The 13,806-nt window shown below is 49.4% G+C and carries 12 protein-coding genes; 8 read left to right on the top strand and 4 right to left on the bottom strand.

Annotated elements, in window-relative coordinates; genetic code table 11:
* Window position 1 precedes the first annotated feature (1 nt).
* From GUA87_RS03165 to GUA87_RS03135, 7 genes are read left to right on the top strand one after another with little or no spacing between them, the layout of a single operon-like run.
* Complete coding sequence (locus tag GUA87_RS03165; protein WP_193715059.1) at window positions 2-1,153, top strand: glycosyltransferase family protein; 1,152 nt, start codon at window positions 2-4, stop codon at window positions 1,151-1,153.
* Window positions 1,153-1,935 (top strand): polysaccharide deacetylase family protein, encoded by a 783-nt coding sequence (locus tag GUA87_RS03160; protein WP_193715058.1) that lies wholly within the window; start codon window positions 1,153-1,155, stop codon window positions 1,933-1,935. The genes GUA87_RS03165 and GUA87_RS03160 overlap by 1 nt, the downstream gene beginning before the upstream one ends.
* A 22-nt stretch (window positions 1,936-1,957) precedes the next feature.
* Window positions 1,958-2,473: a hypothetical protein gene (locus GUA87_RS03155; protein WP_193715057.1), complete on the top strand. Its 516-nt coding sequence runs from the start codon at window positions 1,958-1,960 to the stop codon at window positions 2,471-2,473.
* A complete protein-coding gene (locus tag GUA87_RS03150) occupies window positions 2,473-4,365 on the top strand; it encodes an ABC transporter ATP-binding protein (protein ID WP_193715056.1) in 1,893 nt (630 codons plus the stop codon). The genes GUA87_RS03155 and GUA87_RS03150 overlap by 1 nt, the downstream gene beginning before the upstream one ends.
* Window positions 4,362-6,278, top strand: a complete 1,917-nt coding sequence (locus tag GUA87_RS03145; protein WP_227711665.1) for an ABC transporter substrate-binding protein — start codon at window positions 4,362-4,364, stop codon at window positions 6,276-6,278. Before GUA87_RS03150 ends, GUA87_RS03145 begins: the two co-directional genes overlap by 4 nt.
* Window positions 6,279-6,283: 5 nt before the next feature.
* Window positions 6,284-7,312, top strand: a complete 1,029-nt coding sequence (locus GUA87_RS03140) for an ABC transporter permease (RefSeq protein WP_193715055.1) — start codon at window positions 6,284-6,286, stop codon at window positions 7,310-7,312.
* Window positions 7,309-8,508 (top strand): ABC transporter permease, encoded by a 1,200-nt coding sequence (locus GUA87_RS03135; RefSeq protein ID WP_193715054.1) that lies wholly within the window; start codon window positions 7,309-7,311, stop codon window positions 8,506-8,508. The genes GUA87_RS03140 and GUA87_RS03135 overlap by 4 nt, the downstream gene beginning before the upstream one ends.
* Before the next feature lie 2 nt (window positions 8,509-8,510).
* Here the strand turns inward: GUA87_RS03135 and GUA87_RS03130 are convergent, their stop codons facing one another.
* Both GUA87_RS03130 and GUA87_RS03125 read right to left on the bottom strand, forming a co-directional pair.
* Window positions 8,511-9,875: an adenylate/guanylate cyclase domain-containing protein gene (locus GUA87_RS03130; protein WP_193715053.1), complete on the bottom strand. Its 1,365-nt coding sequence runs from the start codon at window positions 9,873-9,875 to the stop codon at window positions 8,511-8,513.
* 56 nt (window positions 9,876-9,931) lie between these two features.
* On the bottom strand, window positions 9,932-10,768 hold the full coding sequence (locus GUA87_RS03125; RefSeq protein ID WP_193715052.1) for a class I SAM-dependent methyltransferase: 837 nt from the start codon (window positions 10,766-10,768) through the stop codon (window positions 9,932-9,934).
* Between the two features lie 92 nt (window positions 10,769-10,860).
* On the opposite strand from GUA87_RS03125, the gene GUA87_RS03120 reads away from it, so the two are divergent.
* Complete coding sequence (locus tag GUA87_RS03120) at window positions 10,861-11,616, top strand: enoyl-CoA hydratase/isomerase family protein (RefSeq protein ID WP_193715051.1); 756 nt, start codon at window positions 10,861-10,863, stop codon at window positions 11,614-11,616.
* 1 nt (window position 11,617) lies between these two features.
* Here the strand turns inward: GUA87_RS03120 and GUA87_RS03115 are convergent, their stop codons facing one another.
* Complete coding sequence (locus GUA87_RS03115) at window positions 11,618-12,388, bottom strand: response regulator (RefSeq protein WP_193715050.1); 771 nt, start codon at window positions 12,386-12,388, stop codon at window positions 11,618-11,620.
* Window positions 12,389-12,492: 104 nt separating this feature from the next.
* On the bottom strand, window positions 12,493-13,803 hold the full coding sequence (gene hslU / locus GUA87_RS03110; RefSeq protein WP_193715049.1) for an ATP-dependent protease ATPase subunit HslU: 1,311 nt from the start codon (window positions 13,801-13,803) through the stop codon (window positions 12,493-12,495).
* Window positions 13,804-13,806: the final 3 nt, after the last annotated feature.

Genomic DNA, 13,806 nt, shown 5'->3' with positions numbered 1-13,806 from the left:
GATGGCGGAACCGTATCGCATTCTCTTTTATGTTCAGCATCTTCTCGGGATTGGGCATTTACGCCGAACTGCCACCTTGTCCAGAAATCTTGTGCGCGCCGGGTTTGATGTTACGGTTGTCTCCGGTGGTCATCCCATTGATATTGATTTGGGCGGCGCAGATCTGGTTCAGCTTCCGGCTACCCGCGCCACAGACCTGTTTTTCAAGAAACTTGTGGATGAAGACGGACAGGAAATTGACGATGGCTGGCGCGATATGCGTGCGGGTCGTTTGCTCGACATCTATAAAGATGTTCAGCCTCACATCCTGATCACAGAGCTTTTCCCCTTTGGTCGCCGACAAATGCGGTTTGAATTACTCCCGCTTTTGGAGGCTGCGAAATCGGATCCAGATAAGCCACTGATTATCTCGTCTGTCCGTGACATTCTGGTGGCGCAGACAAAACCAGGTCGCAATGACGAAATGTTGGCGCTGGTTCGCAAATATTTTGATCATGTCATGGTTCATGGTGATCCGGACCTTATTTCCCTGGATCGGACCTTCCCTCATACCGAAGCCATTAAAGATCTGATCACATATACCGGATATGTGGTGGATCGTACCGGAGTGAAAGGCGGGGGTGACGCCCCGGGTGAAGGTGAAGTTATTGTATCCAGCGGCGGCGGTGCCGTTGGTGAAGCGCTGTTGAAAACCGCAATGCAGGCGAGAGAGTTAAGTCAGGCTTCCGACAGAACGTGGCGCATGATGGTGGGTGCCACTGTGGAGGCTCAGAAATTTGATGAGTTGCAATCCATGGCACCGGAAGGCGTGGTGGTTGAGCGCGCGCGACGCGATTTCACGACCCTTTTGATGAATTGTGATCTTTCTATCAGTCAGGGCGGCTATAATACCGTCATGGAAATCCTTCATGCGAAATGTAAAGCTGTGATCGTGCCTTACGCCGGGGGTGTGGAGACAGAACAAACCATGCGGGCGGAGCTGTTGGCGTCGCGTGGCGTCTTACATATCGCCGATGAAGATGGCCTGACACCGGAGAAGCTGGCTCAAAAGGTAGATGAAGCACTGTCAGGACCACCATCATCTGCTGAGATTGATGTGAACGGCGCAGAGAAATCAGCTGATCTCTTAAAAGAGTGGATGAGCGCGCGGTAATGGCAAGCTGGGATCAGTTGCAGGCAGAACTGGATCAATGGGAAGCCGATGGTAAGAAGGCGACCTTCTGGTGGCGTGACGATGATTTAAATGAACCGACCCCGGCTTTTGATCGATTAATTGCCTTAAGATCTCATTTTGATATCCCCCTGACTTTGGCTGTCATTCCCGATCGGGTTGACCCGCATATTGCGGATGACCTTGATGGATGTCTGCTGGTTCAACACGGGGTTACCCATCAATCCGAGGCCAAAGGCGGGGAAAAGAAATCGGAGTTTCCTGAAAGTCGGGGCGTGGAAGACGCGTTGGATCATATTGGGGTCGGGCTTTCACGTATGCAGACTTTGTTTGAAGATAAATTCCTGCCCGTTTTTGTGCCGCCGTGGAACCGTATTTCTGATGCTGTGACGGAAAGGCTTGGAGATATTGGGGTTGTTGGCCTCTCCAGCTACAAGGCGCGTAAAACGGATAAGGTATCAAGTAATCGCGTTGCGCTGATAAACACGCATGTGGATCCAATCTTTTGGCGGGGTCATCGAAGCGCTTTACCTGAAGAAGAAATCCTGGATCAAGTTTTGTCGCATCTCATTGCAAAAAGAACCGGCGCGGCTGATCCCTTTGAGCCCACGGGGATCCTATCCCATCATTTGGTACATGATGACGCCATATGGGAAATTCTGTTTAAACTGTTTTCGTTTCTAAATGGTCATTCTTCTGTAAGATGGATGACATATCCGGGTGCCATGTCCCTGATCGATGGATTGCCGGATGATATAGGTTGATGGCAAGAGTGGGGGGGCTGCCTTGAGAGTTTTTGCATATCCGGCAAAAGAAATTGTCCGGGATGTCACACGATCCGCCCTTGGAATGCTGTTTAGCCTTGTTCCCCTCTTGTTGTTCAGGCCATCATCTGTCATTGTCTATATCTTGGCAGGCTTGGCCATTATGTTCGCTGCCTATGGGGGCAGAGCACTCGTTCGAAAAAAAATGAAAGTTAAAGTTTCAGCGGACGGGATTTCGGTTGAAGGCCTGAAGGGGAAAAACATTGATTGGGAGGCGCTTGAGGCGCTGAAGCTTTCCTATTTCTCGACGCGGCGCGATGGAGAAAAGGGGTGGATGCAACTTAAGTTAAAAGGGAGGGGTACTGGATTGACCTTTGAATCCACCATATCAGATTTTGAAGATCTGGTGAGGCTTTGTGCCATCAAGGCCAAGGAGGCGGGTGTAAGCTTTGATGCAACAACCGCGAGAAACCTCAAATCCCTTGATATCAGTGTTCAAGACGCTGCGCGAACCTTTAGTGCGTATGAGGGTAACTGATGTCTAACGTGTTGCTTGTTCGTGATTTGAAAGTCGAATTCCGGGTGCCGGAGGGAACGGTTAAAGCTGTCGATGGCGTCAGTTTCCGTGTGCCTGAAGGGAAAACCGTTGCATTGGTGGGCGAGTCCGGTTCCGGTAAATCCGTGATCAGTCAGTCGATCATGTCGATCTTGCCAAGGACGGCCCATATTACCAAGGGCGAGATCCTGTTTTTTGATCCCAAAAAGCCAGGTAATTTCTACGACATTGCCAAGTTAAAACCCGACAGCCGGGAAATGCGGGAAATCCGGGGTGGCCGGATTACCATCATTTTCCAGGAACCGATGACATCTTTGTCGCCGCTTCACACAATCGGGGATCAGATTTCTGAGGCCCTTCACCTCCATCACAAGAAATCAAAAGAAGAAGGCAGAGAGCTCACTATTGATATGCTTCGCCTTGTTGGCTTCCCGGACCCTGAAGCCGCCATTGATACATATCCCTTTGAGCTTTCAGGCGGACTTCGCCAACGTGCTATGATTGCCATGGCCATGATCTGCCATCCTGCATTACTGATCGCTGATGAGCCAACAACCGCACTTGATGTGACCATTCAGGCGCAAATTCTGGATTTGATGCAGTCTTTGCAAAAGAAACTGAAGATGGCCATTTTGTTGATTACCCATGATCTGGGTGTGGTGGCCAGCATGGCTGACGAAGTGGTCGTTATGTATCACGGCAAGGTCATGGAGCAGGGGACACTGGAAGAGATTTTTGACGATCCCCGTCATCCGTACTTAAAAGCTCTCTTAAAGGCGGTGCCGCGCTTCAACATGGAAGAGGGAGAGCGCCTCACGCCGATCCGCGAAATAAAGCGCGATGAAGACAGCAATTTTCTGGCGCAGGCCAATCCGCGCGAAATTACCGGCAAAGAAGAAAAGCCAATTCTGGAAGTGAAAGATCTCACCAAGGTTTTCCCTACCCGGAAATCGGGACTTCTTGGTGGAAAATCAGCCGGAAATGTCAAAGCGGTTGATCAGGTCAGTTTCTTTATCAAGCCGGGTGAATGTTTGGGTCTCGTGGGCGAGTCTGGTTGTGGTAAAACCACCCTGTCGAAAATGATTCTGCGGGCAATCTCAGCATCTGATGGGTCCGTTACCTATAATGACCGTGGTAAAGATCTGGACGTTTTAAGTCTAGGGGATAAAGAACTTTTTGATTATCGGTCTAAAGTTCAGTTTATTTTCCAGGATCCGTTCTCGTCGTTGAACCCGCGCATGACGGTCTTTGATATCATCTCTGAGCCTCTGGTGATCCATGATATTGGCACACAGAAAGAGCGGGAAGAAACAGTGAAGGAACTGATGCGCCTGGTGGGGTTAGATATCCGCTTCCTTCGTCGTTATCCTCATTCATTCTCTGGCGGACAGCGTCAGCGTATCGGAATCGCGAGAGCCCTTGCTTTGAAGCCGGATCTTCTGATTTGCGATGAGCCTGTTTCGGCGTTGGATGTGTCCATTCAGGCGCAGATTTTGAACTTGCTTAAAGATTTGCAGAAAGAACTGGGCCTCACATATCTATTTATTTCCCATAACCTCGCTGTGGTTGACTATATCGCGGATCGGATTGCAGTTATGTGTCGTGGTCGCCTTGTGGAAACGGCACCAAAAGATGTGCTGTTTAATAATCCTGTTCATCCATACACCAAACGATTGCTCGCCGCTGTGCCGGAGCCAGATCCGGAACATAAACTGGATTTCAATCATTTGGTCTCGGAAAAAGCGTCGGACCCTGCTGCTTGGCCAGAGCCATTTACGGTGTCAGAGCATATTCATCCTGTGATGCTGGATTTGGGAGAGGGGCATTTTGTCCGAGTGCAAGAAGGCACAGAGATTTCGGAGTTGAAAAGTTGAGGGATTTTTCAGGTGAATTCAGAAAATTCTGCGTTGGCATCTGGGCGGTAGTCCTGGTGCTGAGTGCCACAATTGCTCAGGCGGAAGTACCTTCTTTGCAGGCTGATGTGAAGGCAGGTAAATTGCCGCCGATGGTTGAACGCCTTCCGGAGGCACCGCTGGTCGTAACCCCTGCGGAGGATCAGGAACTTGGAAAATATGGCGGTAGCCTGCGATCTTTGATCGGTAATCCGGCCGATGTGAAGCTTATGTTTGTGTACGGCTATGCGCGTCTGGTTGGGTATAATCGCGATTTGCAGCTTGAGGCGGATATCGCGGAAAGTTTTGACGTGAAGGAAGGTCGGATATTTACCTTCAAACTTCGCAAAGGCCATCGTTGGTCGGATGGCGCTCCCTTTACTTCGGATGACTTCCGTTATTGGTGGGAAGATGTCGCCAATAACAAAAAGCTGACCCCGGCTGGACCGCCCGCATCTCTATTGTTGGATGGAGAGCTTCCCAAAGTTTCTTTTCCGGATGCTTACACCGTTCGTTATGAGTGGTCAAAACCGAACCCCAATTTCCTGCCTCTTCTGGCGGGGGCGTCACCGCTTTTGATCTATCGTCCCGCGCATTATCTCAGTGAATTCCATATTCGCTACATTGATAAATCCAAACTGAACAAGATCCAGAAGATCAAATTGAAATCCTGGGCGTCTAAGCATAACCGGTTGGATAATCTCTATAAATTCGATAACCCGGAACTACCCACATTGCAGCCATGGCGCAACACAACATCGGCACCCGCCAACCGCTTTGTTGGGGTGAGAAATCCTTATTTCCATCGGGTGGATAGTGCCGGAAATCAACTCCCTTACATCGATCGTGTTATTCTTTCGATTTCTGAACCAAAACTGATTTCTGCCAAAGCAGCCTCCGGTGATGTGGATTTGCAGGTACGGGCACTCAAACTTCAGGACGCCACTTTCTTGAAGGAAAATGAGAAACGCTCAGCTTATCGCACCCTTCTTTGGCCAACGGTCAAGGGCTCGCATTTTGCTCTCTACCCAAATCTGAATGTGACAGACCCTGTTTGGAAAAAACTGATACGGGATGTGAGGTTCCGCCGTGCTCTATCGTTGGCGATCGACCGTGAAGAAATTAACGACGTTCTTTATTTCGGACTGGCAACCGAAGGGAATAATACAGTTCAGAAACAAAGCCCGCTGTTCAATGATGAATATCGAACCCGCTGGGCCACGCTGGATCTTGATAAAGCCAACCAGATTCTGGATGAAATGGGGCTGGATAAACGTAACGAGGATGGTATTCGCCTGCTGCCTGATGGGCAGGATCTTTCCATCATCGTCGAAACCGCGGGTGAGAGTACCGAGCAAACAGACGTTCTGGAGCTGATCCGCGATAGCTGGCGTGAAGTTGGTATCGCGCTCTTTACCAAACCATCTCAGCGCGCTGTTTTCCGAAACCGTATTTTTGCCGGTGAAACCCTTATTTCGATCTGGGGGGGGCTTGAAAACGGGGTGGCTGGACCACAATCCAATCCGTCTATTTTGGCACCTACCAGCCAGATCAGCTATCAATGGCCCAAGTGGGGTCAATATTACGAAACCAAAGGGGCTTCTGGCGAGCCTATTGATATGCCGGAAGCAAAGCGCCTGATGGAGCTGTATGGAAATTGGCTGACCGCGACAAATGACGATGACCGGACGAAAATCTGGTCTGAAATGCTGTCCATCCATGCTGAGCAGCAGTTTAACATTGGTGTGGTAAGCGGGATTTTGCAGCCTATTGTTGTCACTGAGCGGCTTAAGAATGTGCCAAAATCAGTGATTTTCAACTGGGATCCTGGGGCCCATTTTGGCATCTACCATCCCGATCTGTTTTATTTCGTTGACGGCGGCAAGGAGGAATAGAGGAAATGTTCAGCTATTTCATCCAACGAGTTCTGGTCATGATCCCTACGTTGCTGGTGATCAGTATTCTCACGTTTGTAATCATTCAATTGCCACCTGGCGATTATCTTTCCAACCAGTTGCAGGAACTGAAAGCCCAAGGGGAAAGCGCAAGCGCAGCCGCCAAAATATCTTTCTATCGAGAGCAATATTCCCTTGATAAACCCATGATCGAGCAATATGCGATCTGGATGGGCTTTTGGCCGGGACCAAATGGATTTTCCGGCCTTATTCAGGGAAATTGGGGGCATTCATTTGCCTACGATCTGCCGGTGCAAGACGTACTCGGGGACCGAATGCTGCTCACCTTTGTGGTCAATTTCTCGACTATTATCTTTATCTATCTGGTGGCCTTTCCTATCGGGGTGTATTCGGCAACCCGTCAATATTCCATAGGTGACTATGGTTTCACGCTAATAGGTTATCTTGGGCTTGCGACACCAAACTTCCTGCTTGCCATGGTGCTTCTCTACTATGCCAACTATTATTTCGGTCTTTCCATCGGCGGGTTGATGGATGAGAAGTATCTGGATCAACCGTGGAGTTTCGATAAATTCCTGTCAGTATTGGATCACATGATCATTCCCGTGATTGTGATCGGTACCAGTGGTACGGCCGCTATGATCCGGCGACTGCGAGCAAATCTTCTGGATGAATTGCAGAAGCAGTATGTGACAACTGCAAAGGCCAAAGGGGTGCCAAAGGTCAAAGCACTGGTGAAATATCCTGTGCGTATGTCCTTGAACCCGTTTATCGCTGACATCGGTAACTTGCTGCCGGATGTCATCTCAGGCTCGGTTATTGTAAGTGCGGTTTTGAGTTTGCCAACCGCTGGCCCGATGCTGCTTGAAGCCTTGCGTAGTCAGGACCAGTATCTGGCGGGATCTTTCCTCATGTTCCTGGCATTGCTGACCGTCATTGGTATGTTTATTTCGGATGTTTTGCTGGCGTTACTTGATCCACGTATTCGACTTTCTGGGGGGGCAACAAAATGAGTGATACGCTTGGTCCCGGAAATCTCGGGTCGGGTAAAACCGATAAACTGGAGCATTGGCATTCAGATGAGCCATTTGATCCCTATGCCGTAGAGCAGCTTTCTCCTGAACAGGAGAAGTTCTTCATGGCATCACAATGGAAGATGATGTGGTGGAAATTCCGCCGCCATCGTCTTGCGGTGATCAGTGGCATAGTCCTTCTGCTCTTTTATCTCGGGACATTGTTTGTTGAGTTTTTGGCCCCGTATGATCTGCATACAAGAAACACGAAGTATATTTTCGCGCCACCGCAGGAGATTCATATTTTCCACGAGGGTGAGCTTCGCATGCCATTTGTCTATGGCTATCGTCAGAAGTTAAATCTGGATACGTTCAAACGCGAATATCGGGTGGATACAAACCGGATCTACCCGCTTCGCTTCTTCTGTCGCGGTGATGATTATGAATTTTGGGGTCTGATCAAATCTGATATCCATCTGGTATGCCCGGATGATCAACGCCGTGCAACTTTCTTCTGGCTGGGAACTGACCGTCTGGGTCGGGATATCCTCTCCCGTATCATTCACGGAACGCGGATTTCCCTGACCATTGGCCTGATCGGTATCATCATCAGCTTTACGCTGGGTATTATTCTGGGGGGGATTTCCGGCTACTATGGTGGTTGGATTGACAACATTATTCAGCGGACAATCGAGCTTTTAAAATCCCTGCCGCAGTTGCCGTTGTGGTTGGCGCTTTCGGCGGCGTTGCCTGTCACCTGGTCACCCATTTGGGTGTTCTTTGGCCTTACGATTATTTTGGGATTGCTGGATTGGCCAGGCCTTGCCCGTGCTGTCCGGTCGAAATTCCTGTCCTTGCGGGAGGAGGACTTTACCACCGCGGCTCAGCTAATGGGGGCACGTCCGTCACGTATTATTGGTAAACACCTCTTACCATCCTTTGCATCGCATTTGATTGCCAGCGCGTCGCTTGCAGTTCCAAGTATGATTTTGGGTGAAACGGCGCTGTCTTTCCTTGGATTGGGATTGCGTCCACCAATTACCTCATGGGGCGTATTGCTGAATGAAACCACTAATATCAACGCGGTGGCAACAACACCTTGGTTGATGTATCCGGTGGTGCCTGTGATTATTGTGGTGCTCGCCTTTAACTTCCTGGGCGATGGCCTTCGGGATGCTGCTGACCCTTACAAATAGGGTCAGCTAACGACCATTTCCGGGGAGAGGACCACCAGATCAATAAGGCCGGTGACCCCGCCGACATGTCGTGCGGCGCGGATTTCATTTTTTGTTGTGGGATTGTAGCCCTGCTCTAACGCTTCTTCGAAAGTATGCAGGGTGACCACAGCTTCGGCCTGTTCATCTTTTGCATGCTTATCCAGCTTGGCGGCTAAGTTCACAGGCTCCCCAATAACCGTGTATTCAAGCCGGCTTTTATCACCAACCGCCCCAAACAGAATAGGGCCGGATGCTGCTGTAAATCGGATGGTTTGTGGTGGCTGTCCGGCTGATGACCTTTCCTTGGCCCAACGGGCAGACTCTGCCATCATTTCTTCCATGGCGATCAGGCAATCCGCGGCATAGTGGTCTGTTTGAACAGCGGCACCAAATGTCGCCAAAATGCCGTCCCCCAGAAATTTGTCAATCGTGCCCCCATGCTTTTGAATGATTGGCACAAGACGGGATTGATATTCCGCCAAAAGCGAAATCACTTCATTTGCTGGTTTTTCCATGGACAGGCGGGTGAACCCTTGAAGGTCACAATGAAGGATAGCAGCATTTCGGGTTTGTCCTGTGCCCGGTTCAATCCAGCTTTCAGAATGAGTGATCTTGGCAGCAATTTCCGGGGAGAAAAATCGGGAGAGATCTTCCGCCGCTGTTGCTTGGGCTACAGAATTTATTAGCAGGCGTCTTGCCCGAACAATAGCAAGGGCAAGGATCAGGGTTACCACCAGAATACTGATAACCTTATCAAATTCGGCGCCTAACAAAATTCGATGAGACATGGTGTAAATTACATAATCCGTCGTTATTACACTCATTCCGTCACCGTAATGAACCGCATATCCCAGTAAGATCATCCAACCAACAGCGGCCGATAATCCGGCAAGCAATACATAGCGAACATCAAACCGCAGGGCGCGCAAGGCAATGAAAATAAATACATAGAGGAGTGTGGGTGCCTTTAGGTAAAAGGAGGGGTCCTGTTCATACTGAATATGAAAACTCCAGATCAGGAACATCAATAGGCTCATATCCGCAAGGACAGAGATCGTCAAAAACCACGAGGGTAACCGCCAGGTGGAGGCGATGATCAAACGGATCATGGTAAAGCCAAGATAGATGCTCAATGCATATGGCACAGGCGCAAACATAGCTTCAGACGAAAAAGTTTTGGGCGACAAGGCGTATAGCGCGCAGAAGAGCAGCACAAGGCCAAGCTGTACCCATGCGATAAGGATCTCTGATTGATCCTGTTGTTTTTGAATGGCCTGCTGGACACGGGAGGGCAGTTGCCCATCAATCGGTTTCCCAAGCAGGGTGTCGCGTACTTTTTCAAACATAAGGTGAATATGGACTGGCTTTTGTTAAAAATCAGTCACATTTGCTCATATTTTCGTTAGCTTTTCTTTTGCAGCCAAAGGCTTGTCTCAAACGCACCCTCTTGCAGCGGGATATTATCCAATCCCTGTGACGAGATTTCATCAGTCATATATTTGCTGGCGTAATGGCTGGAAAACAGGATGTCATAACCGCCGCTTAAGAAACCGACAACGGCTTGTTGCTCATTATATCCGCGCCATTCCCATTCCGCAGGATAGGCATCTGGCAGGAAGATATCGTGGATATGAACAATGGTGCCTTCAGGTAGGGTGGGAAGGACGTTGGTGAACAGGTAATCCACATCTGTTCCCGGCATGGCTATATGGCTGGAATCGATGAACAGGATGTCGTTTGCTTCCAGAGCACTGAAAATATCAAGATCTGTTTCCTGCACGATGCGGTTATCTATCTTCACAGGCAGTTTTGTAATGTCAGCGCGTGGTGCCGGGTCAATAGCGGATAGCGTTGTATTGAGGCCCTCGTCCCGAATGGCGCGGTACATAAAACGGGTGGAGTGGCCTGACCCTACTTCAATAATGCGTTTGGGTTTATGGCTCCTGACCATTGTGTAGGCTGCTGCACCGTCTAATCTAGGAAACCAGTCCTGTTCCCATCTAGGCTCTGGCGGGGACTGAGTGCCAAAAGTGTCAAATTCTTCTTGGTAACCTGCAATTTGTCTTAGGCAATCAGCAAATACGCCTTCTCTTTTCTGAAAAAGGGGAAAAAGGCCTTTATAGGGTTCCTGGCTGGGAAGGGTAGGTGTGGTTTCAGCATATCTGTAGGGAATAAAGTACCCTTCTTTTTTGACATCCAGAATTGTGTTCAATCCCATTTTGAGACGCCGAATTGTCATATGCCCTGCCTTGTGATTTTCGATCTTGCGGTGTCAAATAGCCTTAGCCTGTGTTACAAGTCAAAGAAAACACACAAATCAGGTAAACGTCCATGAGTAGTTTCTTCTCCGCTGAAATTGATGGCCCCGTTTTGACGGTCACCCTCACCAAGACAAAGCAGCATAATGTGTTGAACCCGGATGAGATGGGGGAGCTTCGTGAATATCTTGAAGGCGTGGCTAAAAACGAAAACTTAAGAATTGGTATTTTGACGGGTGAAGGTAAAAGTTTCTGCGCCGGAGCAGACCTTGGGGAACTGAAGGACTACGATTTTTCTAAAAACCCGTTGGAAATGCTCACCAACCAAATCGAAAGCATGCCCTTTCCCATGATATGCCGCTTAAATGGCGGGGTTTATGGCGGGGGTACTGATCTTGCGCTTGCCTGTGATTTCCGTGTCGGCACTCCCGGGATGAAGTGTTTTATTCCGCCTGCCAAAATCGGCATTCATTATCATGCACGCGGCATGGCGCGGGCGGTTTCTATTCTGGGGATCAGCGTTGCGAAGCGTCTGTTTCTTACCATGGAAACAATGACTGGCGACCAATTGAAAGACGTTGGCTTTTTGGATTATCTGGTTGCGGAAGAAGAACTGGATGGCAAGGTGGATGAACTTGTGACCTCCATGATCGCGCTGGCACCGCTGAGCTTGTCAGGCATGAAAGCGACGTTTAATGACATCGCTGAGCAATCTTATGAGGCAGACGCAGCGAAAGCGCGGCAGATTGCCTGCATCAGCTCAGATGATTTCCTGGAAGGGCAGGCCGCGCTCAAGGAAAAGCGCAAACCTGCTTTTAAGGGTAAGTGATTTAAGTAATGCTGAAACGTGCCAGCGTTTCTGCCAGATCCGTGCCGAATTGAGGTCCGCGGCGGATAATCCCAACAGTCATTGGCAAGGCTTTCAGGTCTGGATGATTTGCATCCAGACTTGTCAGGACGGCGACAGGGATCTCGCGTGTGGACGGCATTGCGGCAAGTGCGCATGCTAGATCAATACCTGACATCCGTTGCATAACTGCAGTAGTGATCACCATATCTGGTTTTGTATCCAGAATGATTTCAAAGGCTTCAATCGGATCAAGAACGGTGGACACGCGATAACCGCAAGCCGCAAGTTCACGTTCAACAACACGGGCGGCTGTTTTCTGTGGCATGACCAACGTTACCTCGGTGTCAGTAACAACCACATCAGCCACATCAAATGTACTTTTATGAGGGAGGCTACGTATAACCGTGGCGATTTCTTCGGCCGGAACGCTGTCACCATCAAGAATGGCGCTGATACGGTCACTGAACCGCTGCAGATCGTCTAAATGATCAACCGTAATGGATTTGGCTTTGGCAAGATATTCGTCAAGACGGTGGCTCAGGGTTGTGAGACCCGGCAGATTAACAGCTTTGACTTTTAGACGAAGATTTGAAGCCTCTTGAGACATCTGGATAGCGGCATCTTCCCCTGACAGAGTACCGCTTCTGATTTGTTGCATACGCACTTCCAGATTGGCCACCACATCGCGGGCCTCATCGAGTGCTTCCATCTCGTATTGGGCTTCTATTTCTTCTTCGGACAGAATTTTCATTGTAGTATGACTTTCACGCATAAATATTGAGCGTAAAAGGGTAAACCCTGTTTGTTAATCAAATCTGAAGAAGCGGCCCGGGAGGTGATCCCGGGCTTGAATTGTTAGAGGATAAACTTGGAAAGATCCGTATTTGTCGTGAGATCTCCAAGATGTTGCTTCACATAGGCAGCATTTACAGTAATTTCTGCACCAGATGCATCGGTTGCTGAAAAACTCACCTCTTCCAGAACTTTTTCAAGAATCGTGTGAAGGCGACGCGCGCCGATATTTTCAACAGACGCATTTACCTCAGCAGAGATTTTCGCAATCTCTTCAATGGCATCTTCTGTAAAGGTCAGCTTCACACCTTCTGTTTCCATCAAAGCCACATATTGTTTCAAAAGGCTCGCTTGCGGTTCTGTCAGAATGCGTTTGAAGTCTTCTTCTGTGAGAGCGGTCAGCTCGACACGGATAGGAAGACGGCCTTGCAATTCTGGAAGCAAATCTGACGGCTTTGCCACGTGGAAGGCACCGGAGGCGATAAACAGGATATGGTCTGTTTTGATGGTGCCATATTTCGTGCTCACCAAAGTCCCTTCGATCAGAGGAAGCAGATCACGCTGAACCCCTTCGCGGCTGACATCTGCGCCTTGACGATCACTACGTGCGCAGATCTTGTCAATTTCGTCGAGGAAGACGATGGCATTGTCCTCAACTAGTTTTAACGCATCGCGGACAACTTCATCTTCATCGAGAAGTTTGTCGCTTTCTTCATCCATCAAGGCCTTGTAGCTTTCCTTGACTTTGAGCTTGCGCGGCTTGGTGCGCTGACCACCCATTTTGCCGAAGATGTCATTAAGGTTCAGCATTCCCATCTGAGCGCCCGGCATACCTGGGATTTCAAAAGTTGGCATCCCGTTGCCGCCATGATCAACCAGATCCAGTTCGATTTCTTTGTCGTTCAGATCCCCTTCACGCAGCATTTTGCGGAATTTCTGGCGGGTTTCATTGGTTGCACCCTCACCGACAAGCGCATCAAGAACACGCTCTTCCGCCGCCTGTTCTGCTTTCGCGGTTACGGATTTGCGTTTTTGTTCGCGAACCATGTTGATGGCGACCTCTGCCAGGTCTCGCACAATCTGTTCAACGTCGCGGCCCACATACCCCACTTCAGTGAATTTTGTGGCTTCGACTTTGACAAAGGGTGCTTCTGCCAGTTTGGCAAGGCGGCGGGAAATTTCGGTTTTACCAACACCGGTTGGGCCGATCATCAGAATGTTCTTTGGCAGGACTTCGTCTTTTAGCTCTTCCGGCAGCTGTTGACGGCGCCAACGGTTTCGAAGTGCAATGGCAACGGAACGTTTGGCATCTGCCTGACCGACAATATGACGATCCAGTTCATTTACGATTTCACGAGGGCTAAAATTTGCCATTCT

It is taken from the genome of Sneathiella sp. P13V-1, from assembly GCF_015143595.1.
Taxonomy (GTDB): domain Bacteria; phylum Pseudomonadota; class Alphaproteobacteria; order Sneathiellales; family Sneathiellaceae; genus Sneathiella.
The sequence above is the reverse complement of the archived record's forward strand: the minus strand, read 5'-3'. Positions and strand labels throughout refer to the sequence as shown.